The following is a 22,716-nucleotide window of genomic DNA, read 5'->3' on the forward strand; positions in this document are numbered from 1 at the left end:
GGGGTGCTGGGAGTGTTTGGCCGGCGCCCCGGCGACACACCGGGGGCGGGTGGCCCGCGCCGCGGCGGGGGCGCCCCCCGGCCGGCCCTCGACCCCGCCCGCGGCGGGGTAGCCGTCGGGACCGAGGGGCAGGCTCATGACACGCCGATCGTGACACGCCGCGGGCGCCGGGCAGAGGTCGCCCACCCTGGTGGACCCGCGTGCGCCCGCGTCCGTACCATGGGAATGCGCCAGAGGTCTGTCAGTGCTGTACCCGCAAGGGATCGGCGCGCGCCGGCTCTCCCCGCTCCCGCGGTCACCCGGCCGCGGTACCCCCGTCCCTACGCATCCCCCGTCCGGAGCACTCGACCACATGACCTCCACCCAGGTCCGTCCCGACAGCACCCCCCAGATCGCGGTGAACGACATCGGCACCGCCGAGGACTTCCTCGCCGCGATCGACCAGACGATCAAGTACTTCAACGACGGCGACATCGTCGAAGGCGTCATCGTCAAGGTCGACCGGGACGAGGTGCTGCTGGACATCGGCTACAAGACCGAGGGCGTCATCCCCTCGCGCGAGCTGTCCATCAAGCACGACGTCGACCCCAACGAGGTCGTCAAGGTCGGCGACGAGGTGGAAGCCCTCGTCCTCCAGAAGGAGGACAAGGAAGGCCGCCTGATCCTGTCCAAGAAGCGCGCCCAGTACGAGCGCGCCTGGGGCACGATCGAGGCCAAGAAGGAAGCCGACGAGGTCGTCACCGGCACCGTCATCGAGGTCGTCAAGGGCGGTCTCATCCTCGACATCGGCCTGCGCGGGTTCCTCCCCGCCTCGCTGGTCGAGATGCGCCGCGTCCGCGACCTGCAGCCCTACGTGGGCCGCGAGCTCGAGGCCAAGATCATCGAGCTCGACAAGAACCGCAACAACGTCGTCCTGTCCCGCCGGCAGTGGCTGGAGCAGACGCAGTCCGAGGTCCGCAGCGAGTTCCTCAACAAGCTCGCCCGCGGCCAGGTGCGCACCGGCGTCGTCTCCTCGATCGTCAACTTCGGCGCGTTCGTCGACCTGGGCGGCGTGGACGGCCTCGTGCACGTCTCCGAGCTGTCCTGGAAGCACATCGACCACCCGTCCGAGGTCGTCGAGGTGGGCCAGGAGGTCACCGTCGAGGTCCTCGACGTCGACCTCGACCGCGAGCGGGTCTCCCTGTCGCTGAAGGCGACGCAGGAGGACCCGTGGCGTCAGTTCGCCCGCACCCACCAGATCGGCCAGGTCGTGCCGGGCAAGGTCACCAAGCTGGTGCCCTTCGGTGCGTTCGTCCGGGTCGACGAGGGCATCGAGGGCCTGGTGCACATCTCCGAGCTGGCCGAGCGCCACGTGGAGATCCCCGAGCAGGTCGTGCAGGTCGGCGACGAGCTCCTGGTCAAGGTCATCGACATCGACCTCGACCGGCGCCGCATCTCGCTGTCGCTCAAGCAGGCCAACGAGGGCGTCATCGGCGACGAGGAGCAGTTCGACCCCGCCGCCTACGGCATGGCTGCCTCGTACGACGAGCAGGGCAACTACATCTACCCCGAGGGCTTCGACCCGGAGACCGGCGAGTGGCTCGAGGGCTACGAGGAGGCCCGCGAGACCTGGGAGCGGCAGTACGCCGAGGCCCAGGCCCGCTTCGAGGCGCACCGCAAGCAGATCGCCGCGGCGCGCGAGGCCGACGCCGAGGCCGCGGCCGGCGGCAACTACTCCTCCGGTGGCGAGGCGCCGGCCAGCGACACCTCCGGTGGCACGCTGGCCAGCGACGAGGCGCTCGCCGCGCTGCGGGCCAAGCTCGCCGGCGGGGAGTGACCTGCTGACCGGCTGACGGTCTGAGACACGACAGAGGCCCAGGACCTGGTGGTCCTGGGCCTCTGCCGTGTCCGGGGCCGTGCGGTACGGCCGCGGGGGAGGGGGCCCGCCCGGCATCCCCGTCCGGGCGGGCCGGTCTCGTCGCCGGGTCCCGCCGCGCACCGGGCGGCCGCGGCGTCGAGCAGCCAGCGCACGAAGGCGGTGCGCCGCGAGGGGCGGACGGGGGCGGCGGTCGCGTGCGCCGCCATCCGCTCGCGGACGGCCGGCAGGTCGGCGACCCGGATGCCGCCGGCACGCTCCACCCGGTGTCGACCGCGGGCGCGGGAGCCGGGGACGACCGTCGCGGTCGCGGGGCGGGTCTGCGACATCGTGGTGCCTGCCTCTCTCGGCTGCGTCCCCCTCCGTGGGTGACCGCCGGGGCGGACGTTATGAGGAGTGACGCGTGTGACTGGAGCGACGCGCCGGACCGGACGCCCGGGTGTTACCCGTCCGTGACCCCTGCCCGCGAGCTGGTTACCGTCCGTACGTGCTGCGGATCGGGTTGACCGGCGGGATCGGATCGGGGAAGAGCACGGTGGCGGCGCTGCTGGCCGCCCGCGGGGCGGTGGTCGTCGACGCCGACCGGATCGCGCGGGAGGTCGTCGAGCCCGGCACGCCGGGCCTGGCCGCGGTCGTGGACGCGTTCGGGCCGCAGGTGCTCACCGCCGACGGCGCGCTGGACCGGGCGGCGCTGGCCTCGATCGTCTTCCGCGACCCCGACGCGCGGGCCCGGCTCGACGGGATCGTCCACCCGCTGGTGCGGGCGCGGGCGCGGGAGGTCATCGCCCAGGCGCCACCGGACGCCGTCGTCGTCCAGGACGTGCCGCTGCTGGTGGAGACCGGTCAGGCCGGCCACCACGACCTGGTGCTGGTGGTCGAGGCCGACCTCGGGACCCGGGTGGCCCGCCTGGCCCTGCGCGGGCTGGGCGAGGACGACGCCCGGGCCCGCATCGCCGCGCAGGCCACCGACGAGCAGCGGCGGGCGGTGGCCGACGTCGTCCTCGACAACAGCGGCGCCCCCGAGGCGCTCGCCGACCAGGTGGAGCGGTTCTGGGCCGAGCGCGTCGCCCCGGCGGTGGGGGGGCGCGGCTGACGGGGCCGGGAACGACGGGAGCCCCGGACCGTGTGGTCCGGGGCTCCCATGCTGGTGGGCGATACTGGGTTCGAACCAGTGACCTCTACCGTGTCAAGGTAGCGCTCTACCACTGAGCCAATCGCCCGAGTCCGGTCCTGCGACCGTCCCGCTCCACCGCGTCGGTGCGGAGGCGAGGTGGAGACGGGATTTGAACCCGTGTAGACGGCTTTGCAGGCCGTTGCCTCGCCTCTCGGCCACTCCACCGCACACACGAGCGCCGGTCTGGTGACCAGCGCTCGAGGTCTCGAGCGGACGACGGGATTCGAACCCGCGACCCTCACCTTGGCAAGGTGATGCTCTACCAGCTGAGCCACGTCCGCGTTGCTGTCGTGCAGGGAGAACCATACCCGACCCGGAGGCGGGCGTTCACGGGGGGTCCCCCCGGGGGTCAGCGGGCCCCGGGATCGGCGCCGCCGCCGGAGAGCAGGACGGCCAGCTCCTCGTCGACGTCGAGCGCCGCGGTCTCCTGTCCCGACGGGACCAGTGCCTCGGTCTGCTGCAGGAAGGCGGCCACCGTCGCCCGCGACAGCTCGAAGAGCGCCTCCCCCGACGGGGCCCGCAGGTGCAGGTACAGCACGTCGCCGCTGGTGCGTGCCGGCCAGAGCCGCACGTCGCCGTCGCCGGCCGGGTGCTCGAGGCCCGCGGCGAGCAGCTCGCGGCCGAGCAGCCAGGTGATGCCGTCGTCGACCGGGTCACCCACGTCGCCGAAGCCGATGCGGACCGCGAACGGGTCGGTGACCTCGTAGGACAGGACCGCCGGCACCTCGGTCCACGAGCCGGGACCCACGAGGTGCAGCGTCGTCGGGACGGAGTACCCGGGGGAATCTCGGTGCGGCATGACCTCTCCAACGACCGGCACGCCTGGACGTTGCGCGTCCCGGCGCCCGGGCGTGTCGTCCGTCCGGGTGTTCTGTCACTACCCGACTCACGGCGTGGTGAACCGGGATCAGTGTGCCTGTCGAAGGCCCCGTGTGACGATGGGGTCCGTGACGCGTCCGGCACGACCACCGGAGGGCGACCCCGGTGACGCCGATCTCGTGCGGCGGGTGCGCGCGGGTGACCGTGGTGCCGTCGACGACCTCTACGCCCGGTTCCGCCGGCCCGCGTTCGCCCTCGCCCGCCGCATCCTGGCCGACGACACGCTCGCCGAGGACGTGGTCCAGGACGTCTTCCTGAGCGTGTGGCGCGACCCGCACGCCTACGACGGCGCCCGCGGCAGCTTCTCCTCCTGGCTCATGGCGATGGTGCACCACAAGGCGGTCGACGCCGTCCGCCGCGAGGAGGCCCACCGGCGCCGGCGGTCCCGCGCCGAGGACGACCTGCTGCTCGGCGCGCCGACCGCCGCGCACGACGTCGAGGACCAGGCCTGGAGCCGGGTGGTGTCCGACCGGGTGCGGGCGGCCCTGGGCGCGCTGCCCGACGCCCAGCGCGAGGCGCTGACGCTGGCCTACTACGGCGGGTACACCCAGCGGGAGGTCGCGGCGCTGACCAGCGCGCCGCTGGGCACGGTCAAGACCCGCATGCTCGCCGGGATGCGCCGGCTCAGGGAGGAGCTCGGCACGGTCGCCGGGCTCGCCGCCGGCGGTGCGCTCAGCGACCCCACGTCGGTCGACGGAGGTGCCCGGTGAGCCCGCGGCCCGAGGACCACCAGGCCTTCGACGAGCTCGCCGTCGGCTGGGCGCTGCACGCGCTCGAGCCCGGGGACGAGGCCGTCTTCGCGCCGCACCTGGCCTCCTGCCCCCGCTGCGCCCGCACGGTGGCCGAGACGTCCGAGGTGATGACGGCGCTGGCCGGCGACCTGCCACCGGCCGAGCCCTCCGACCGGCTCCGCGACCGGCTGCGCCGGGCCGTCGAGCGCACCGAGCAACTGCCGCCGCCGGCCCCGGTGGCGGGCGGGGACCCCGGTGGGCCCACCGTGCCGGCCCCGCCCGATCCCGCGCCCGAGACCGCGCCCGCCCCAGGCGTCCCCGGGGGGCGGCGGCGGACCGACGTCCCCGGGTCCGGCGCCACCGCGGCCGGCCGGGCGGCCACCGGCTTCCCCGACTACGTCCCGCGGGCCGCTGCCCCCGGCGCCGGCGCCCCGTCGGTGTGGCGGCGGGTACTGCCCAACGCCCTGGTGGCGGCCGCCGTCGCGGCGATCCTGGCGCTGGGCACCTGGAACGTGGTCCTGGGGTCGTCCCGGGACGAGGCTCAGGCGGTCGCCGCCGGGCAGGCGGAGGTGATCGACGCGCTGCTGCAGCCGGGCCGGGCGGTCATCGCACCGGTCCACCGCGACGGCGGGGCGGGCTACGGCGGGACCGGCGACGGCGGGGCGGTGGCCACCGTGGTCGCCCGGGAGGGCCGCCTGGAGGTCGTCACCCACGGGCTGCGGGTCAACGACAGCAGCGACAGCACCTACGTGGTGTGGGGGATCGCGGGGGACGCCCCGGTGGCCTTGGGCACCTTCGACGTGATCTCCCCACAGACCGACCTGCGGACCGTAGGCTCCGCCCCGACCGGGATCGACCAGTACGCGGCGTACGCGATCAGCATCGAGCCCGGTCGGCAGGCTCCGGCGGAACCGTCGGAGGTGGTGGCGGACGGGCAGGTGACCAGCTGAGCGGACAGGACACCGTGCCGCCCCTCCCGCAGGAGGCGGCGGTGCGACCGACCGCGCGGGAGCGGCGGGAGCACGCGGCGCAGGACGGGCACCGGAGCCTGCGCGAGCGGGTCGCCGAGGCGCGCTGGCGCCGGCGCATCGCCGCGCGGCGCTCGGTCGACCACGCCTACCGGGTCGTGGTCGGGATCGTCGGCGGCCTCGTCGTCGCCCTGGGGCTGGCCACCATCCCGCTGCCGGGTCCGGGCTGGCTCACCGTCATCGCCGGCCTGTTCGTGCTCGCCAGCGAGTTCACCTGGGCCGAGCGGCTGCTGGAGTTCACCAAGCGCCACGTCCGGGCCTGGACCGAGTGGCTGGGCCGGCAGCCGCTGTGGGTGCGGCTGGGCATCGGCGTGCTGACGGCGGCCTTCGTCTACGGCGTCATGGTCGTCGTCCTGCACTTGACCGGCGTGCCGGACTGGGTGCCGGGGTGGGTGCCGCTCTGGCGCTGAGCATCTGGCATCATGGAGCGCGCAGCGGGCGATTGGCTCAGTGGTAGAGCGCTTCGTTCACACCGAAGAGGTCACTGGTTCGAACCCAGTATCGCCCACCGGCACGAGGGGCCGCGCGAACCCGGGAACGGGGGAGCCCGGCCCCTCGTCGTGTCCGGGGCTCGGTGTCCGGGGCTCAGCGGGTCCGGTAGCGCGCGTAGATGAGTCCGCTGGCGAAGGTCCGCTGGTCGACCAGGTCGAGGTCGAGGCGGATCCCGTCGGGGAAGAACCGCTTGCCGCCGCCGACCGCGCTCGACGTGATGAACAGGTGGTACTCGTCCACCAGGCCGGCCGCGATCGCCTGCGCGGCGAGGGTGGGGCCGTCGACGGAGAGGTCGTGGTCGGACCCGGCCTTGAGCCGGCGGACCGCGTCGGGGTCGAAGCTCCGCTCGATCCTGGTCCGCTCGCTCGACACCGACTCCAGCGTCGTCGAGTAGACGATCTTCTCGGCGGCCTGCCAGTCGCGCGCGTACTCCACGATGTGCGGCGGCGCGTCGGGCTCCTCGTGCGCCGTCTCCCAGAAGACCATCGTCTCGTACATCCGCCGGCCGTAGAGGAACGTGCGGACGGGCCGGAAGAGGTCGCCGATGAAGGTGTGCACCTCCTCGACCTCGGCCCCCGTGCCGAGGTCGCCCTCGGCCGCCTCGGCGTAGCCGTCGAGCGAGGTGATCATCGAGTAGACGAGCTTGGCCATGTGACTCCCTCTCCGACGCGTGGGTCGGTCCCGCGGTGGTCCCGGCGGCCGTGACCGGGAGCCCCGGACCACGCGGTCCGGGGCTCCCGCCGGCTCAGGCCGGGCCGTAGGTCAGGTGCGCCACCCCGTTGCTCAGCGCCTCGACGCCGATGAGCGAGAGCTTCTGCGAGGTGCCCTCGGGGAACAGGTGGACGCCCTGTCCGACGGCGAGCGGGTAGACGTAGAGGTGCAGCTCGTCGACCAGGCCGTCGGCGACCAGCGCCCGCACCAGCGTCACGCTGCCGCTGACGTAGAGGTCGCGGTCGGCCTTCAGCTCGCGGATGCGGTCGGGGTCGTAGCCGCCGACGGCGGTGGAGTTGCGCCACACCGACTCGGCGTCGGTCAGCGTGGAGGAGACGACGTACTTCGTCGTGTCGTTGAAGAACGGCGCGCCCTCGTCCTCCTCGGCGGTCCGCGTGGACCAGGCCGGGGCGAACATCTCGAAGGTGTTCCGGCCGAGCAGGATGCCCGTGGCCGGTGCGGTGATGTTGCCGATCGAGGCGGCGAGGTCGTCGGGGAAGCCGTAGTCCACCGTCCACATCGGCGCGTCGGCGACCCCGTCGACGGTGGTGAACTCGTGCACCCTGATGACGCCCATGTCGTGCTCCTCACTGCTGGTCCGGCGGTCAGCCCGTCCGGGTCGGTCGGTGTCGTCGGGGAGACCCTGGCCCACGACGGAACTCATCGGTACCGGGCACGCCGTGTCGCCGGTCTCACCGGCGCGCGCGGTCCACGGCGCCGCGGCCGGGCGCACCATGGAGGGGATGGCACTGGACAGGGCCGCCCGCCTGGACGCGGCCGTGGAGCGCGACGGACCCACCTGCATCTGGTGCGGCCGCGCGTTGACCGGGCAGGTCACCGCCACGACCGAGCACGTCGTGCCGCGGGTCAAGGGCGGCCCGTCGTGGCTGGAGAACGAGGTCGCCGCGTGCCGCCGCTGCAACGGCGAGCGGGGGCACACCGCGCCGGTCGAGTGGCTGGAGGAGTGCCTGCGCCGCGGCTGGCCCGCCGACGAGGCGCGGCTGGCCCGGGTGCTGGCCGACCTGGCGGCCGCGATCGCCGTCCGCGGCGGCCAGCGCCGGGCCCGGCCCTATCTGGAGTCCCAGCTGCGCCGGCTGCGCCGCCGGGGTCCCGCCGCCGCCTGACCGCACTAGCGTGGCCGCCGTGACGTCGGGCACGGTGGTCGGGATCGCGGTCTACCCGGTGCGCGGGTGCGCCGCGACGCCGCTGCCGCGCGCCGACGTGGGCCCGGGCGGGCTGGCCGGCGACCGCGCGTTCGCCGTCGTCGACGCCACCGGGGGGGTGCTGCGCGGCCGCGACGCGCCGGCGCTGGCCGGCGTCGCCGCCACCGGGGACCCCGTGGCCGACACCGCCGCCGTCGCCGCCGCGGTGGGCGGGCCGGTGCGGCTCGAGCCGCTGACCGGCCGTCCCGAGGGCGCCGCGGCGGTGCACCTGGTCTCCCGCCAGGCGCTGGACCGGGCGGCCGCCGGCGTCGTCCCGGCCGGCTGCGGCGCCGAGGACCCGCGGGCCAACCTGGTGCTCGACCTGCCCGGCGACGACGAGCGCACCTGGGTGGGCCGGCGGCTGCGGCTGGGCACGGCGGTGCTCGAGGTCACCCGGCTGCCGAGGCACTGCCTGGGGGTCTACGCCGAGGTGGCCCGGCCGGGGACGGTCGGGGTCGGCGACCCGGTGGTGACCCTCGCCGGAGGGGCCGAGTCGGCCGGGTGAGCGCCGCGGCGGTCGATACGCTGGCCTGCGCGACGCCCGCCCGTGCCGGCGCCGCCCGAACCGCCCAGCGACCCCCAGGAGATCCCGTGTCCGCCGCGCCAGCCCCCGCCGTCCCCACCCCGATCCGGGTGCCGGCCGGGACCACGGCCGAGCAGGCGCTCAAGGACGCCGGGGTCGCGCTCAAGGGTCCCGACGGCGCCGTCGTCGTCCGCGACCTCGCCTCCGGCGACCTGCGCGACCTGTCCTGGGTCCCGGACGCCGACGCCGAGGTCGAGCCGGTCGTGGCCGCCAGCCCCGAGGGCCGCGCGGTCATCCGGCACTCGACCGCGCACGTGCTCGCCCAGGCCGTGCAGGACCTCTTCCCCGGCACCCGCCTGGGCATCGGCCCGCCGGTGGAGAACGGCTTCTACTACGACTTCGACCCCGAGCGGCCCTTCACCCCGGAGGACCTGCAGGCGCTGGAGAAGCGCATGCAGCAGATCGTGAGGGCCGGCCAGCGCTTCTCGCGCCGGGAGGTCACCGAGGACGACGCCCGCGCCGAGCTGGCGCACGAGCCGTACAAGCTCGAGCTCATCGGCCTCAAGGGCGCGGGGGCCGACGGCGCCGACGTCGAGGTCGGCGGCGGGCAGCTGACCGTGTACGACAACCTCGACGCGCGCACCGGTGACCGGGTGTGGACCGACCTGTGCCGCGGCCCGCACGTGCCGCGCACCAGCAGCATCCCGGCGTTCAGCCTCACCCGGTCGGCAGCGGCCTACTGGCGCGGCGACGAGAAGAACCCGCAGCTGCAGCGGGTGTACGGCACCGCGTGGGAGAGCCGGGAGGCGCACAAGAGGTACCTGGAGCACCTGGCCGAGGCCGAGCGCCGCGACCACCGCCGTCTGGGCGCCGAGCTGGACCTGTTCAGCTTCCCCGACGAGATCGGCTCGGGGCTGGCGGTGTTCCACCCGAAGGGCGGGATCGTCCGCCGCGAGCTGGAGGACTACAGCCGGCAGCGGCACGAGGAGGCCGGCTACTCCTTCGTGAACACCCCGCACATCACCAAGGAGGACCTGTTCCTCACCAGCGGGCACCTGCCGTACTACGCGGAGACGATGTTCCCGCCCATGGAGTTCGAGGGCGCGAACTACTACCTCAAGCCGATGAACTGCCCGATGCACATCCTCGTGTACCGGAGCCGCGGGCGCAGCTACCGCGAGCTGCCGCTGCGGCTGTTCGAGTTCGGCACCGTCTACCGCTACGAGAAGTCCGGGGTGGTGCACGGGCTGACCCGGGTGCGCGGCCTGACCATGGACGACTCGCACATCTTCACCACCCGCGAGGACATGGCCGCCGAGATCCGCGGCGTCCTCGAGTTCGTCCTCGGCCTGCTGCGCGACTACGGCCTCGACGACTTCCACCTGGAGCTGTCCACCCGCGACGACTCGCCGAAGTTCATCGGCGAGGACGCGCAGTGGGAGCAGGCCACCGCGGCGCTGCAGGCGGCCGCCGACGCGTCCGGGCTCGAGCTCGTGCCCGACCCGGGCGGTGCGGCGTTCTACGGGCCGAAGATCTCGGTGCAGGCCCGCGACGCCATCGGCCGGTCGTGGCAGATGTCGACCCTGCAGGTGGACTTCAACTTCCCCGAGCGGTTCGCCCTCGAGTACACCGCCGCCGACGGCTCCCGGCAGCGGCCGGTGATGCTGCACCGCGCGCTGTTCGGCTCCATCGAGCGCTTCTTCGGCATCCTCACCGAGCACTACGCCGGCGCGTTCCCGGCCTGGCTGGCCCCGGTGCAGGTGGTCGGCATCCCGGTCACCGACGACCAGGTGCCCTACCTGCGCGACGTCGCGCTGCGGCTGCGGGAACGGGGCATCCGGGTCGAGGTCGACGACTCCGACGACCGCATGCAGAAGAAGATCCGCAACGCGAGCAAGCAGAAGGTGCCCTTCGTGCTCATCGCGGGCGCCACCGACGCCGAGGCGGGTGCGGTCTCCTTCCGCTACCGCGACGGCAGCCAGCGCAACGGGGTGCCGATCGACGACGCCGTCGATGCCGTGGTCGCCTGGGTGGCCGGCCGGCACAACGCCGACCCGTCGGCCGACGTGCCGCTGGAGCGGCCGTGACCGTCGGCCCGGACGGGTTCTCCGTCCCGGTCTCCAGCGACGACGGCGGCCCGGCGACCGTCTTCGAGCACCTGTGGACGCCCTACCGGATGGCCTACATCCGCGGCTCGGGCAAGCCCACCGGGGAGCACGACTGCCCGTTCTGCCTCATCCCGGCGATGTCGGACGAGGAGGGCCTGGTGGTCGCCCGCGGCGAGACGGTCTTCGCCGTGCTCAACCTCTACCCGTACAACGCCGGACACCTGATGCTGGTCCCGTACCGGCACGTGCCCGACTACACCGACCTCACCGACGCCGAGGTCGCCGAGCTGGGCGCGTTCACGCAGACGGCGATGCGGGTGGTGCGGCAGGTGAGCGGTGCGCACGGGTTCAACATCGGCATGAACCAGGGGTCGGTGGCCGGCGCCGGGATCGCCGACCACCTGCACCAGCACGCGGTGCCGCGCTGGGGCGGCGACACCAACTTCATGCCGGTGATCGGCCTGACCCGGGTGCTGCCGCAGGTGCTGGCCGACACCCGCGCGCTGCTCGCCCGGAACTGGCCGGGTGCCGCGGCGCCGGTCCCGGGGAGCTGACGTGCTCGGGCAGGGGGCGCGCGCGGCCGTCGGCCGGTTCTGGGCGCCGGTGGTGACCCGGCTGGCCGGCGCTGGCGTGACCCCGGACGCGGTGACCGTGACCGGGACGCTGGGCGCCATCGCCGCCGCGGTGCTGCTCATCGCCCGCGGCGAGCTGTTCTGGGGCGCGTTCATCGTCACGCTGTTCGTGCTGCTCGACATGCTCGACGGCGCCCTGGCCCGCGCCCGGGGCGGCGGGTCGGCGTTCGGCGCGGTGCTCGACTCCACCTGCGACCGCGCCGTCGACGCCGCCGTCTTCGGGGCGCTGGTCTGGTGGTTCACCGGCGCCGGGGAGAACCGGCTGCTCGCGCTGCTGGCCCTCGTCGGCCTCACCCTGGGCGTGCTGACCAGCTACACCAAGGCGCGCGCCGAGGGCGTGGGCATCCCGTGCGACGTCGGGCTGGTCGAGCGCACCGAGCGGCTGATCCTGGTGCTCACCGGCACCGGCCTGACCGGGCTGGGCATCCCCTACGCCGTCGACGTCGGGCTGTGGCTGCTGGTCGCCGGCGGCGCCGTCACGGTGGGGCAGCGGGTGGCCGCCGTCCACCGCGGTGCCCGCGGCCGGACCCTGTCGCCGTCGGCACCGGCTCCGTGAGCCGGCGCCGTGCCCGTGTCGCGTCCCGCGCCACCGACCTCGGCTTCGCCGCGGGCTGGCGGGCCGTGCAGTGGCTGCCCGAGCCGGTCGCCCGTGGCGGCTTCGACGCGGTCGCCCGTGTCGCCGCCCGCCGCCAGGGCCGGGGCACCCGCCAGCTGCGGGCCAACCTGCGGGTCGCCACCGGCGGGGAGCTCGACGAGGAGGCGCTCGACGAGCTCACCACCCGCGCGCTGCGCTCCTACGCGCGCTACTGGCAGGAGGCCTTCCGCCTGCCGCGGCTGGACACGCGGCGGGTGCTGCGGGACACCGTCCTCATCGGGCGGGACCACCTGGCGCGGGCGCGGGAGCAGGGCCGGCCGGTGGTGCTCGCCCTCCCGCACAGCGGCAACTGGGACGCGGCCGGGGTGTGGTTCGTCGACTGGCTCGGCGGGCCGTTCATGACCGTCGCCGAGCGGCTGCGCCCCGAGTCGCTCTACGAGCGCTTCCTCGCCTACCGGGAGACCCTCGGCTTCCGGGTGGTGCCCCTGACCGGCGGCGCCCGGCCCAGCTCCGAGGTGCTCCGCGAGTGGCTCGACGGCGGCCGTTCGGTGTGCCTGCTGGTCGACCGCGACCTGGGCCCCGCCGGGGTGCCGGTCGACTTCTTCGGCCGGCCCACCACCATGCCCGGCGGCCCGGCGCTGCTCGCCGCCCGCACCGGGGCCGCGCTGCACCCGGTTGTGTCCCGGTTCAGCGAGCGCGGCTGGGTGCACGAGGTGTGCCCGGAGGTGCGGCTCGACGGCGCCCCGCGGCTGCGCGACCGGGTGGCGGGGGCGATGCAGGGCGTGGCCGACGCCTTCACCGCGGGCATCGCCCGGCAGCCCGAGGACTGGCACGTCCTCGGCCGGATCTGGGCCGACGTACCGCCCGACCCGCCGGCGGGGGAGCGCGGCTGATGCGGATCGGCCTGGTCTGCCCCTACCAGTGGGACGTGCCCGGCGGGGTGCAGTACCACGTGCGCGACCTCGCCGAGACGCTGCGCGGGCTCGGCCACCACGTCGAGGTGCTCACCCCCGCCGAGCGCGAGGAGTCGCTGACCGACCCCTGGCTGACCTTCGCCGGGCGCACCGTGCCGATCCCGTACAACGGCTCGATGGCCAGCGTGCAGTTCGGGCCGGTGTCGGCGTCCCGGGTGCGGCGCTGGCTGCGCGAGGGGCGCTTCGCCGTCGTCCACGTGCACGACCCCGCCCCGCCCTCGATCGGCCTGCTCGTCTGCATGATCGCCAAGGGGCCCATCGTGGCCACCTTCCACGCCGCGACGGTCCGGTCCAAGTGGCTGGTCGCGTGGGGCCCGGTCGTGCGCCCGTGGCTGGAGCGGATCAGCGGCCGGATCGCCGTCTCCGACTTCGCCCGCCGGGTCCAGGTCGAGCACCTCGGCGGCGACGCGGTGATCATCCCCAACGGCGTGCACGTGCCCGCCTTCGCCGACGGCCCGACGCTGCCCGGTGCCGCGCGCGGCGTCGACGGCCCCACGATCGGCTTCCTCGGACGCTACGACGAGCCGCGCAAGGGCCTGCCGGTGCTGCTCGAGGCGATGCGGACCGTCGTCCGCGACCACCCCGGCGCGCGCCTCCTCGTCGCCGGCCGCGGCGACCCCGACGCGCTGTACGAGGCGGTGGGGGAGGACCTGCGCCCGTCGGTGGCGCTGCTGGGCGAGCTGTCGGAGGCCGACAAGGGCGCGTTCCTGCGCTCGGTCGACGTGTACTGCGCGCCGAACCTGCTCGGGGAGAGCTTCGGCGTCGTGCTCATCGAGGCCATGGCGGCCGGCGCACCGATCGTCGCCAGCGACCTCGACGCCTTCGCGCGCGTGCTGGAGGACGGTGCGGCCGGTGTGCTGGTCCGCCGCGGGGACAGCGCGGCCCTGGCCCGCGCCCTGTCGGGGCTGCTCGACGACCCCGCGCGCCGGGCGGCGCTGTCGGCGGCCGGGCGGGAGGCCGCGGCGGGGTACGACTGGCAGGTGGTGGCGCGCAAGGTGCTCGCCGTCTACGAGACCGTCGCCGTGCCCGGCGCCGGCGGGGTCACCGCCGCCGACGACGACGAGCTGGCCGCCGCCACCGGCACCCCGGGCGCAGAGGACGGGGTGTTGCCGTCCCTGCGCAGGCGCGTCCGCCGCTAGCGTGGTCAGGCGTGACGCCCGATGCCTGGATGCTGCTCGCCGCGGGCGTCGTCGTGCTCCTGCTCGCCTGCTGGACGGCCTGGACGCTCACCCGGCTGCGGCGGCTGGAGAGCCGGGTGGCCCGCGCGTGGACGGTGCTCGACGACCGGCTGCAACAGCGCGCCGCGCTCGCCGCCGACCTGGCCTCCGACTGCTCGGCCGCGCTCGGGGAGGACCGCACCGTCCGGCTCAAGGCCGCCGCGCACGACGCCCACCACCCGCGGACCGGGGACCGCGAGCTGGCCGAGAACGCCCTCGGCCGCGAGCTGCGCGCGCTGCCCCGCGAGGTGCCGGGCATCCCGACGGCGCGGCTGACCGCGCTGGCCGAGGCCGACGCCCGTATGGCGCTGGCGCGACGGTTCTACAACGACGCCGTCCGCGACACGCACCTGCTGAGGATGCGCCGGCTGCCCCGGCTGCTGCGGCTGCACGCCGACCGGCCGCTGCCGCGGTTCTTCGACGTCGAGGACGGCCTGGACGCCGTCCTGACCGGGGCCGGGACGGCCCGCGGCTGAGCGCTCCCGAGGTGTCGACCCCGTGACCGCGCAGCAGGACGAGGTCGGGAGTGCCCGCCGGCCTCCCGGGCCCGAGCGGGCAGCCCCTCGGCGGCTCGGCGGCGTCGACCTCGCCCGCGGGCTCGCCGTCCTGGGCATGTTCGGCGCCCACCTCGGCGACACCGGGGAGCTCGGCTGGGACCCGGCCACCTGGCGGGCGGTCGTCGACGGCCGCTCGTCGATCCTGTTCGCCACGCTGGCCGGGGTCTCCATCGCCCTGCTGTCCGGCGGGCGCACCCCGCCGGCCGGCCACGAGTTGGCCCGGGCGCGGACCCGGATCCTGGTCCGCGCGGCCTGGGTGTTCGCCATCGGTGGCGTGCTGGAGCTGCTCGACACCTTCGTCGCGATCATCCTCGGCGTCTACGCGGCGCTGTTCGTCCTGGCGCTGCCGTTCCTGCGCTGGTCCCCGGCCCGGCTGCTGCTGGCCGCCGGCGTCGTGGCCCTGGCCGGTCCGCCGCTGGCGCTCGCGGTCGGCCGGTACGCCACCGAGCACGGCGAGGAGGGCAACGCCTTCGCCTTCCTGCTGTTCACCGGCTACTACCCGGCGGCGGTGTGGCTGGCCTTCGTGCTGGCCGGGCTGGCGGTCGGCCGGATGGACCTCGCGGCCGCTAGGGTGCGCGCGGGCCTGGTGGCCGGCGGCGCGGCCGCCGCGGTGCTCGGCTACGCCGGGGGCCGGCTGAGCACCCTGGAGTTCGCGCCCGGGGAGCGGCTGGCCGGCATCGAGGCCGGGTTCGGCGCCGAGGGGGAGTGGGACCCGGCCTGGTTCGCCGGCGCCGAGCCGCACAGCAGCACGCCGTTCGAGGTGCTCGGGTCCGGCGGGGTGGCGGTCGCCGTCATCGGCCTGTGCCTGGTCCTCGCCGACCTGCTGCCGCGGCTGACCTGGCCGCTGGCGTCGGTGGGCGCGCTGGCGCTGTCGGTCTACACCGCCCAGATCGTGGCCATCGAGGTGGTCGACGTCGACTACGGCGAGTCCTGGGGGCAGTGGGTGCGCTTCGGCCTCACCGCCGTGCTGCTGGCGTCGGTGTGGCGGTGGCAGCTGGGCCGCGGCCCGCTGGAGCGGCTGCTGACCTGGAGCTCCCGGCGCGCGGCCGGGCCCTGACCGTGCCCGCCTGCCCGGCCGGGCCCGTCCGGCCGGGTCGGGGGCCGGCGGGCCGCCGGTAGGATCGACCGGTGCGCCCGGGTGCCGGTGCCGGGCGCCCGGGACGAGGAGGACAGCCGTGAGCGGCCATTCCAAGTGGGCGACCACCAAGCACAAGAAGGCCGCGATCGACGCCAAGCGCGGCAAGCTGTTCGCCAAGCTGATCAAGAACGTCGAGGTCGCGGCCCGCACCGGCGGCGGTGACCCGGCGGGCAACCCGACGCTCTACGACGCCATCCAGAAGGCGAAGAAGTCCTCGGTCCCGAACGACAACATCGACCGCGCGGTCAAGCGCGGGTCGGGCGCCGAGGCCGGGGGCACCGACTACCAGAACATCACCTACGAGGGCTACGCCGCCGGCGGTGTCGCGGTGCTCGTCGAGTGCCTCACCGACAACCGCAACCGCGCCGCCAGCGAGGTGCGCACCGCGATGACCCGCAACGGCGGCTCCATGGCCGACCCGGGCTCGGTGTCCTACCTGTTCACCCGCAAGGGCGTCGTCGTCGTGCCGAAGTCCGACGGCGTCGACGAGGACAGCGTGCTCCTGGCCGTCCTCGACGCCGGCGCCGAGGAGGTCCGCGACCTCGGCGACACCCTCGAGGTCGTCTGCGAGCCCACCGACCTGGTCGCGGTGCGCACCGCCCTGCAGGACGCCGGCATCGACTACGACTCGGCCGAGGCCGGCTTCGTCCCCAGCGTCACCGTCGAGCTCGACGAGGAGGGCGCCGGCAAGGTGTTCCGCCTCATCGACGCCCTCGAGGACTGCGACGACGTGCAGAACGTCTACGCCAACTACGACGTCTCCGACGAGGTGCTGGAGAAGGTGGGCTGACGAAGGCCCGCGTGTCGCGCCCTCTCGTCGCACGGGCCGGTTAGCCTCGGTCGAACACCAGTTCGGTCATCGGGAGGCGTCCATGCGGGTCCTCGGCATCGACCCGGGGCTCACCCGGTGCGGGTGGGGCGTGGTCGACGGCCGTCCCGGCGCCCGGCCGGAGGCCGTCGGGGTGGGCGTCATCCGCAGCTCCGCCGACCTCGACCTGGAGCTGCGGCTGCTGGAGCTGCACACCCAGGTGACGGCGCTGCTGCGCGAGCACCGGCCCGACGTCGTGGCCATCGAGCGGGTCTTCACCCAGAACAACAAGGGCACCGCCACCGGCACCGCCCAGGCGGCGGGCGTGGCGGCGCTGGCCGCCGCGCAGGCCGACCGGCCGGTCGCCTGGCACACGCCCAGCGAGGTCAAGGCGGCCATCTCCGGCAGCGGCCGCGCGGACAAGGAGCAGGTCACCCTCATGGTCACCCGGGTGCTGGGCCTCGCGGCCGCCCCCAAGCCGGCCGACGCCGCCGACGCGCTTGCCCTGGCGGTCTGCCACGTGTGGCGCGGCCCGGCGCAGCAGCGGCTGCGCAGCGCGGCGATCGCCGGCGGCATCGGCGCACCGGTGGTGCAGCGGACGCTGCCGCGCTGGCAGGGGGTGTCCCGGTGATCGCGAGCGTCAACGGCCGCGTGGCGGCGGTCGGGCCCGACGGCGCGGTGGTCGAGGTCGGCGGGGTCGGCCTGTCGGTGCAGTGCACGCCGGGCACCATCGCCCGGCTCGTGGTGGGGGAGCAGGCCCGGCTGGCCACCAGCCTCGTCGTCCGCGAGGACTCCCTGACCCTCTACGGCTTCGCCGACGACGACGAGCGCCAGCTGTTCGAGCTGCTGCAGACGGCGAACGGGGTCGGCCCGCGGCTGGCCCAGGCGGTGCTGGCCATCCACCCGCCGCGCGAGGTGCGCCGCGCGGTGTCGATGGCCGACGTCAAGGCGCTCACCCAGGTGCCCGGCATCGGCAAGAAGGGCGCGGAGCGGCTGATCCTCGAGCTGCGCGACCGGCTGGGCTCCACCACCACCGACACCCAGCTCGACGGCGGCGCGCTGCCGACGGGCGCCGCACCGGTCACCCCGGTGGCGCCCTGGCGCGACCAGCTCACCGCCGCGCTGGTGGGCCTGGGCTGGTCCAGCCGCGAGGCCGACACCGCGCTCACCGCGCTCGCGCCGGTCGCCGACGAGCAGCTCACCGGCACCGGCCGGGTCGACGTCGCGCTGCTCCTGCGCCAGGCGCTGCAGCTGCTGGGCCGGTCGTGAGCGGGCCGTTCGACCGGTCGCTGACCGGGGAGGTGGCCTCGGGCATCGGCCGCGACCTCGGCGTCTCGCCGCAGGCCGGTGACGAGGAGCGGGTCGTCGAGTCGGCGCTGCGCCCGCACTCGCTGACCGACTTCATCGGCCAGCCCAAGGTGGCCCGCCAGCTCGCGTTGGTGCTCGAGGGCGCCAAGCGCCGGGGCCGGCCGCCGGACCACGTGCTGCTGTCGGGCCCGCCCGGCCTGGGCAAGACCAGCCTCGCGCTCATCATCGGCTCGGAGCTGGGCACCTCGGTGAAGATCACCAGCGGTCCGGCGATCGAGCGCTCCGGCGACCTCGCGGCGATGCTGTCCAACCTCGGCCCCGGCGACGTGCTGTTCATCGACGAGATCCACCGCATCGCGCGGCCGGCCGAGGAACTGCTGTACATGGCGATGGAGGACTTCCGGGTCGACGTCGTCGTCGGCAAGGGACCCGGCGCCACCGCCATCCCGCTGGAGATCAACCCGTTCACCCTCGTGGGCGCGACCACCCGGGCCGGCCTGCTCACCGGCCCGCTGCGCGACCGGTTCGGCTTCGTCGGCCAGATGGAGTTCTACGAGCCCGCCGAGCTGCAGCAGGTGCTCGCCCGCAGCGCCGACCTGCTCGGCGTCGAGCTCACCGACGACGGCTCGGCCGAGATCGCGGGCCGCTCCCGGGGCACCCCGCGGATCGCCAACCGGCTGCTGCGCCGGGTCCGCGACTACGCCGAGGTGGAGGCCGACGGCCGGGTGACCCGGGCCGTCGCGCGGGCCGCACTGGCGCTCTACGACGTCGACGAGCTCGGGCTCGACCGGCTCGACCGGGCGGTGCTCGAGGCGCTGGTGGCCCGCTTCAACGGCGGCCCGGTGGGCGTGAGCACGCTCGCCGTCGCTGTGGGGGAGGAGCCGCACACCGTGGAGGAGGTGTGCGAGCCGTTCCTCGTGCGCGCCGGCCTGCTGGCCCGCACGCCCCGCGGACGGGTGGCCACCGAGGCGGCCTGGCGGCACCTCGGCCGGCCGCTGCCGCGCGGCGGGATCCCCCTCGGAGGTGTCACAGCCGCCCCGCGTGACCCGGGTTCGTCGTCGGAACCGCTCTTCGACGCCTAGACTGATCGGCGCTGGCGCGCAAGTCGGCCCCTCGCCGGGCCGTTCGGGTCCCGGCTCCGCGACCCGGTGTCGGCGGGGGCCGGCCCGCGCGCCTCGACCGACGTACCCGAGCGGTCCCGACCCGGGCCGCACCGACCGCGTGCACCCGGCGCGGTAGAGAGGCACCACCGTCGTGGAACTGTTCCCCCTGCTCCTGCTCGTGCTGGCCTTCGTGGCCCTGGTCGTCCTGCCGGCGCGGGCCCGCAAGCGCCAGCAGAACCAGACGCAGTCGGCGCTGGCGATCGGCGTCCCGGTCATCATGGCCGGGGGCGTGCACGCCACGGTGGCGGGCCTCGACGACCCGGCCACCGTCCAGGTCGAGATCGCCCCGGGTGTCGTCGTCACCTACGCCCGGCAGGCGGTCCTGCAGGTGCGCCCGCCGGCCGGGGAGTTCCCCGGCCCGGTCGTCACCGGCGAGACGGTGGTGGACCCGGCGGTCGACCCCTCGGTGGACGAGACGTCCGCCCGGGACGACCGGCGCGGTGACGGTTCCTCCGGCAAGACCCTCTGACGGGGCGTCCGGTGGCCAACCGCGCCCTGCCCGCGAGCCGTTACTTCGGCGCCTTCTTCCTGATCGTGGCCGTCATGTACGGCCTCATCTTCCTCACCGGCAGCGACCGCACCCCCCAGCTCGGCCTGGACCTGCGCGGCGGCACCACGGTGACGCTGACCGCCCGCACCCCCGACGGACAGGCGCCGGCTCCCGAGGACCTCGAGCTCGCCCGGCAGATCATCGAGCAGCGGGTCAACGGTCTCGGCGTGGCCGAGGCCGAGGTGGTCACCGAGGGCGAGTCCAACATCGTCATCTCGGTGCCCGGTGACAGCGGCGAGCAGGCGCGCGAGCTCGGCCAGACCGCCCAGCTGCGCTTCCGGCCGGTGATCACCGGCCCGGAGACGGCGGCCCCGGCCGAGACCACCGACGAGGCCACGCCGACCGACGGCGCCACCCCCACCGACGGCGCGACGCCGACCGACCCGGCGGCCCCCACCGACTCGGCGGCCCCGACGGACTCGGCGGCGCCCACGGACTCCGCGGCCCCGACGGACTCCGCGGCGGCCACGGACTCGGCGGCGCCCGGTGACGAGGCGATCAGCGACCCCGCGCTCGACACCGACCGTCCCGCGGTGACCCAGGAGGAGGCCGCGGCCGAGTACGCCACGCTGACCTGCGCGCCCGAGGACACCGCCGGCGAGGTCGCCCGCCCCGACGACCACGTCGCGGCGTGCAGCGAGGACGGCACCCAGAAGTACCTCCTCGGCCCGACGATCATCGAGGGCACCGAGATCGCCGACGCCTCCGCCGGCACCCAGCCCACCACCGGCGAGTGGGTCGTGCTGCTCGACTTCAACAGCGAGGGCCGGGCCACCTGGGCCGAGTACACGGCCGCCAACGTCGGCAGCAACGTCGCCTTCACCCTCGACGGCCGGGTGGTCTCCGCGCCCACCATCCAGGGCGCCATCAACGGCCAGACGACGATCACCGGCCAGTTCGACCAGGAGAGCGCCGAGGAACTGGCCAACCAGCTCCGCTACGGCGCGCTGCCGCTGACCTTCACCCAGGCCACCGCGGAGTCGATCTCCACCGAGCTCGGCTCCGAGCAGCTGCGGGCCGGCCTGATCGCCGGGGCCATCGGCATCGCGCTGGTCTTCGTCTACGCGCTGGTCTACTACCGGCTGCTGGGCCTGGTGATGATCGCCAGCCTGGTGCTCTCGGCGGTCGTGGTCTACGCCAGCCTGGTGCTGCTGGGCCGCGAGATCGGGTTCACCCTGAGCCTGGCCGGCATCGCCGGGTTCATCGTCGCGATCGGCATCACCGCCGACTCGTTCGTCGTGTACTTCGAGCGGCTCAAGGACGAGATCCGCGAGGGCCGCAGCCTGCGCTCGGCCGTGCCGCGGGCCTGGGTCCGCGCCCGCCGGACCATCCTCTCGGCCGACGCGGTCAGCTTCCTGGCCGCGGCCATCCTGTACTGGCTGGCCATCGGCGACGTGAAGGGCTTCGCGTTCACCCTGGGTCTGTCCACGGTGCTCGACCTGGTCGTCGTCTTCCTCTTCACCCACCCGCTGATGGCGGTGCTGGCCCGCTTCCCGGCCTTCAGCCGGAGCCGGTTCTCCGGTCTCGGCCGGGTCGACCGCTCGCGCCGCTCCGCCGCCCCGCAGGCCCGCGCCGACCGCGAGCTGGTCGGCGCCGGCAGCGGCGCCCGCGCGTCCCAGGACAGGAGCCAGGCATGAGCCGCGAGCAGGACCGCGACACCGCCGACGACCGGGAGCGCGAGGTCCCGGTCGGCACCGAGGCCGACGAGGCGCGCGCCGCCGGGGCCGACGCCGCGGAGGACGCCGCCGCGGCCGGCCAGGCCTCCGGAGACCTCGCGCTGGCCGACGCCGGCCTGCCCGCCGAGGGGCAGGACGGCACCACCCGGCGCCCGCCGCACCGGGCGTCGCTGGCGCACCGCCTCTACAACGGCGAGGCCGGGCTCGACGTCGTCGGCCGCAGCCGGCTGATCTACAAGATCACCGCCGTCGTCGTGCTGGTCTGCGTCGCCTCGATGCTGTTCCGCGGCTTCAACTTCGGCATCGACTTCGCCGGGGGCAACAGCTTCCGGGTGGCCGGCGGGATCGAGCAGCTCGAGGAGGTCCGCCAGGCCGCCACCGACGCGGGCGCCGACGTCGCCTCGGCCCAGGTGGTCGGCGGCGACGAGATCCTGCTGCGCACCGGCGCCCTGGAGAACGACGAAGAGCGGGCGGTCGTCGACGCCGTCGCCGACGCCGCCGGGGTGGCGCCCGACCAGGTCAGCCCCGAGTCGGTGAGCGCCGAGTGGGGGCAGGACATCACCGACCAGGCGCTGCTGGCGCTGGCGGTCTTCCTCGTCGCGGTGATCGCGTTCCTGGCCATCCGGTTCCAGCCCAAGATGGCCGTCGGCGCGATCGTCGCCCTGCTGCACGACCTGGTGGTCACCGCCGGGGTGTACTCGCTGGTCGGGTTCGAGGTCACGCCGTCGACGGTCATCGGCCTGCTCACCATCCTCGGGTTCTCGCTGTACGACACCGTCGTCGTCTTCGACAAGGTCGACGAGAACACCCGCGACCTCGAGAAGACGGCCCGCATGACCTGGGGCGAGGCGGCGAACCTGGCGGTCAACCAGACCCTCATGCGCTCGATCAACACCTCGGTCATCGCGCTGCTGCCGGTCGCCGGCCTGCTGTTCGTCGGGGCGGGCCTGCTCGGCGTCGGCACGCTCAAGGACCTCGCGCTGGTGCTGTTCGTCGGCCTGGCCGCAGGCGCGTACTCGTCGATCTTCCTGGCCACCCCGATCGTCGCCGACCTCAAGGAGCGCGAGCCGGAGGTGCAGGCGCTGCGCCGCCGGGTGCTCGCCCGCCGGTCGGCCGCCGCCCGCACCGGTGCCCGCGTGGCCGCCGGCCCGGTGGCCAGCGCCCGCCGCAACCGCGGCGCCGGCCGCGGTGGGGGCGTGGCCCTCGCCGAGCGGGACGTCGACGCGCTCGGTCCCGCCGAGGCCGACGTGGTCGTGGAGTCACCGACGTCGGTGGGCCCGGAGCCCGCGCGCCGTCCCGGCCCGCGCGGGGCGACGGCCGCCCCGCGCCCCGGCCAGCGGCCGCAGCGGCCGGGCCCGCGGTCGGGCACGAAGAAACGACGGTGACACGGGGCGA

24 protein-coding genes and 4 tRNA genes are annotated in these 22,716 nt (G+C 75.0%); 22 read left to right on the top strand and 6 right to left on the bottom strand.

Going from position 1 to position 22,716, the window contains the following annotated elements:
* Positions 1-352 precede the first annotated feature (352 nt).
* Together rpsA and coaE are read left to right on the top strand one after the other, a co-directional pair.
* Positions 353-1,816: a 30S ribosomal protein S1 gene (gene rpsA, locus ACI78U_RS19820; protein WP_456877109.1), complete on the top strand. Its 1,464-nt coding sequence runs from the start codon at positions 353-355 to the stop codon at positions 1,814-1,816.
* Positions 1,817-2,342: 526 nt separating this feature from the next.
* The gene (gene coaE / locus ACI78U_RS19825) at positions 2,343-2,948 is read left to right on the top strand and encodes a dephospho-CoA kinase (protein ID WP_456877110.1); all 606 of its coding nucleotides are present in this window, start codon (positions 2,343-2,345) and stop codon (positions 2,946-2,948) included.
* 52 nt (positions 2,949-3,000) lie between these two features.
* Here coaE and ACI78U_RS19830 read toward each other — a convergent pair.
* The 4 genes from ACI78U_RS19830 to ACI78U_RS19845 form a co-directional block, all read right to left on the bottom strand.
* A tRNA-Val gene (locus ACI78U_RS19830) sits at positions 3,001-3,075 on the bottom strand.
* Between the two features lie 48 nt (positions 3,076-3,123).
* A tRNA-Cys gene (locus tag ACI78U_RS19835) sits at positions 3,124-3,194 on the bottom strand.
* 43 nt (positions 3,195-3,237) lie between these two features.
* Positions 3,238-3,310: transfer RNA gene (locus ACI78U_RS19840), tRNA-Gly, on the bottom strand.
* Between the two features lie 68 nt (positions 3,311-3,378).
* Entirely contained in the window at positions 3,379-3,849 is a 471-nt protein-coding gene (locus ACI78U_RS19845) for an SsgA family sporulation/cell division regulator (protein WP_456877111.1), read from the bottom strand.
* Positions 3,850-3,967: 118 nt separating this feature from the next.
* On the opposite strand from ACI78U_RS19845, the gene ACI78U_RS19850 reads away from it, so the two are divergent.
* The 4 genes from ACI78U_RS19850 to ACI78U_RS19865 all read left to right on the top strand — a co-directional run bounded on the left by ACI78U_RS19850 (position 3,968) and on the right by ACI78U_RS19865 (position 6,175).
* Entirely contained in the window at positions 3,968-4,618 is a 651-nt protein-coding gene (locus tag ACI78U_RS19850; RefSeq protein ID WP_456877112.1) for a sigma-70 family RNA polymerase sigma factor, read from the top strand.
* Entirely contained in the window at positions 4,615-5,589 is a 975-nt protein-coding gene (locus ACI78U_RS19855) for an anti-sigma factor domain-containing protein (RefSeq protein WP_456877113.1), read from the top strand. Before ACI78U_RS19850 ends, ACI78U_RS19855 begins: the two co-directional genes overlap by 4 nt.
* Positions 5,590-5,630: 41 nt before the next feature.
* Positions 5,631-6,077 carry a PGPGW domain-containing protein gene (locus tag ACI78U_RS19860; protein ID WP_456877114.1) on the top strand — a complete coding sequence of 149 codons (447 nt, stop codon included), beginning with the start codon at positions 5,631-5,633 and terminating at the stop codon, positions 6,075-6,077.
* Between the two features lie 26 nt (positions 6,078-6,103).
* Positions 6,104-6,175, top strand: a tRNA-Val gene (locus ACI78U_RS19865).
* Positions 6,176-6,252: 77 nt separating this feature from the next.
* Here ACI78U_RS19865 and ACI78U_RS19870 read toward each other — a convergent pair.
* Together ACI78U_RS19870 and ACI78U_RS19875 are read right to left on the bottom strand one after the other, a co-directional pair.
* The gene (locus tag ACI78U_RS19870) at positions 6,253-6,810 is read right to left on the bottom strand and encodes a dihydrofolate reductase family protein (protein ID WP_456877115.1); all 558 of its coding nucleotides are present in this window, start codon (positions 6,808-6,810) and stop codon (positions 6,253-6,255) included.
* Positions 6,811-6,904: 94 nt separating this feature from the next.
* On the bottom strand, positions 6,905-7,447 hold the full coding sequence (locus ACI78U_RS19875) for a dihydrofolate reductase family protein (RefSeq protein WP_456877116.1): 543 nt from the start codon (positions 7,445-7,447) through the stop codon (positions 6,905-6,907).
* A 166-nt stretch (positions 7,448-7,613) separates the two neighbouring features.
* Between ACI78U_RS19875 and ACI78U_RS19880 the strand changes: the two genes are divergently transcribed.
* The 16 genes from ACI78U_RS19880 to secF all read left to right on the top strand — a co-directional run bounded on the left by ACI78U_RS19880 (position 7,614) and on the right by secF (position 22,706).
* Positions 7,614-7,994, top strand: coding sequence for an HNH endonuclease (locus ACI78U_RS19880; protein ID WP_456877117.1), 381 nt, complete (start codon positions 7,614-7,616; stop codon positions 7,992-7,994).
* A 19-nt stretch (positions 7,995-8,013) separates the two neighbouring features.
* Entirely contained in the window at positions 8,014-8,577 is a 564-nt protein-coding gene (locus tag ACI78U_RS19885; protein ID WP_456877118.1) for an MOSC N-terminal beta barrel domain-containing protein, read from the top strand.
* Positions 8,578-8,663: 86 nt separating this feature from the next.
* Positions 8,664-10,682, top strand: a complete 2,019-nt coding sequence (gene thrS / locus ACI78U_RS19890) for a threonine--tRNA ligase (RefSeq protein WP_456877119.1) — start codon at positions 8,664-8,666, stop codon at positions 10,680-10,682.
* Positions 10,679-11,257 (top strand): HIT family protein, encoded by a 579-nt coding sequence (locus ACI78U_RS19895; protein ID WP_456877120.1) that lies wholly within the window; start codon positions 10,679-10,681, stop codon positions 11,255-11,257. The genes thrS and ACI78U_RS19895 overlap by 4 nt, the downstream gene beginning before the upstream one ends.
* Before the next feature lies 1 nt (position 11,258).
* A complete protein-coding gene (pgsA, locus tag ACI78U_RS19900) occupies positions 11,259-11,891 on the top strand; it encodes a phosphatidylinositol phosphate synthase (RefSeq protein ID WP_456877121.1) in 633 nt (210 codons plus the stop codon).
* Complete coding sequence (locus tag ACI78U_RS19905) at positions 11,888-12,823, top strand: phosphatidylinositol mannoside acyltransferase (RefSeq protein WP_456877122.1); 936 nt, start codon at positions 11,888-11,890, stop codon at positions 12,821-12,823. Before pgsA ends, ACI78U_RS19905 begins: the two co-directional genes overlap by 4 nt.
* Complete coding sequence (locus ACI78U_RS19910; protein ID WP_456877123.1) at positions 12,823-14,043, top strand: glycosyltransferase family 4 protein; 1,221 nt, start codon at positions 12,823-12,825, stop codon at positions 14,041-14,043. The genes ACI78U_RS19905 and ACI78U_RS19910 overlap by 1 nt, the downstream gene beginning before the upstream one ends.
* Positions 14,044-14,054: 11 nt before the next feature.
* A complete protein-coding gene (locus ACI78U_RS19915; RefSeq protein WP_456877124.1) occupies positions 14,055-14,597 on the top strand; it encodes a hypothetical protein in 543 nt (180 codons plus the stop codon).
* 22 nt (positions 14,598-14,619) lie between these two features.
* Positions 14,620-15,735, top strand: coding sequence for a heparan-alpha-glucosaminide N-acetyltransferase domain-containing protein (locus ACI78U_RS19920; protein WP_456877125.1), 1,116 nt, complete (start codon positions 14,620-14,622; stop codon positions 15,733-15,735).
* Positions 15,736-15,853: 118 nt separating this feature from the next.
* Positions 15,854-16,606 (top strand): YebC/PmpR family DNA-binding transcriptional regulator, encoded by a 753-nt coding sequence (locus tag ACI78U_RS19925; protein ID WP_456877126.1) that lies wholly within the window; start codon positions 15,854-15,856, stop codon positions 16,604-16,606.
* Positions 16,607-16,688: 82 nt separating this feature from the next.
* Positions 16,689-17,255, top strand: a complete 567-nt coding sequence (gene ruvC, locus ACI78U_RS19930; protein WP_456877127.1) for a crossover junction endodeoxyribonuclease RuvC — start codon at positions 16,689-16,691, stop codon at positions 17,253-17,255.
* Entirely contained in the window at positions 17,252-17,893 is a 642-nt protein-coding gene (ruvA, locus tag ACI78U_RS19935) for a Holliday junction branch migration protein RuvA (protein ID WP_456877128.1), read from the top strand. Before ruvC ends, ruvA begins: the two co-directional genes overlap by 4 nt.
* Positions 17,890-19,014, top strand: coding sequence for a Holliday junction branch migration DNA helicase RuvB (ruvB, locus tag ACI78U_RS19940; RefSeq protein WP_456877129.1), 1,125 nt, complete (start codon positions 17,890-17,892; stop codon positions 19,012-19,014). Before ruvA ends, ruvB begins: the two co-directional genes overlap by 4 nt.
* A gap of 172 nt (positions 19,015-19,186) precedes the next feature.
* Entirely contained in the window at positions 19,187-19,564 is a 378-nt protein-coding gene (locus ACI78U_RS19945; RefSeq protein WP_456877130.1) for a preprotein translocase subunit YajC, read from the top strand.
* Positions 19,565-19,575: 11 nt separating this feature from the next.
* Positions 19,576-21,282 (top strand): protein translocase subunit SecD, encoded by a 1,707-nt coding sequence (gene secD / locus ACI78U_RS19950; protein WP_456877131.1) that lies wholly within the window; start codon positions 19,576-19,578, stop codon positions 21,280-21,282.
* The gene (secF, locus tag ACI78U_RS19955; protein ID WP_456877132.1) at positions 21,279-22,706 is read left to right on the top strand and encodes a protein translocase subunit SecF; all 1,428 of its coding nucleotides are present in this window, start codon (positions 21,279-21,281) and stop codon (positions 22,704-22,706) included. The genes secD and secF overlap by 4 nt, the downstream gene beginning before the upstream one ends.
* Positions 22,707-22,716 lie beyond the last annotated feature (10 nt).

Source organism: Geodermatophilus sp. SYSU D00710 (genome assembly GCF_054050195.1).